Genomic DNA, 245 nt, shown 5'->3' with positions numbered 1-245 from the left:
GCTGCGGTCCCCCCAGGGCACGGCGCATGTTCCCCATGCGGATGCGGCGGCGCTGGCCGAAGGCCTGTGCAATGGCGAGGTGCAGGTCCATTACCAGCCGGTCGTGCGGCTGGCCGACCGCCGCCCGGTGATGGTCGAGGCGCTGGCGCGCTGGCACCGGCCGCCGGTGCCGATCTCCCCCACCCGTTTCGTCCCGCTGGCCGAGCGCAGCGGGCTGGCGCGCGACCTGTCGGTGCTGGTTGCGA

The 245-nt window shown here is 74.7% G+C and carries 1 protein-coding gene; it reads left to right on the top strand.

What is annotated here, in order from left to right; genetic code table 11:
- Positions 1–245 (top strand): EAL domain-containing protein (locus J5474_RS22650; RefSeq protein WP_209364284.1); only part of this gene is annotated, 245 nt, incomplete at both ends.

The sequence above is a fragment of the Sagittula salina genome (assembly GCF_017813235.1).
Taxonomy (GTDB): Bacteria; Pseudomonadota; Alphaproteobacteria; order Rhodobacterales; family Rhodobacteraceae; genus Sagittula; species Sagittula salina.
This window is presented reverse-complemented; position numbering and strand designations above follow the sequence as displayed.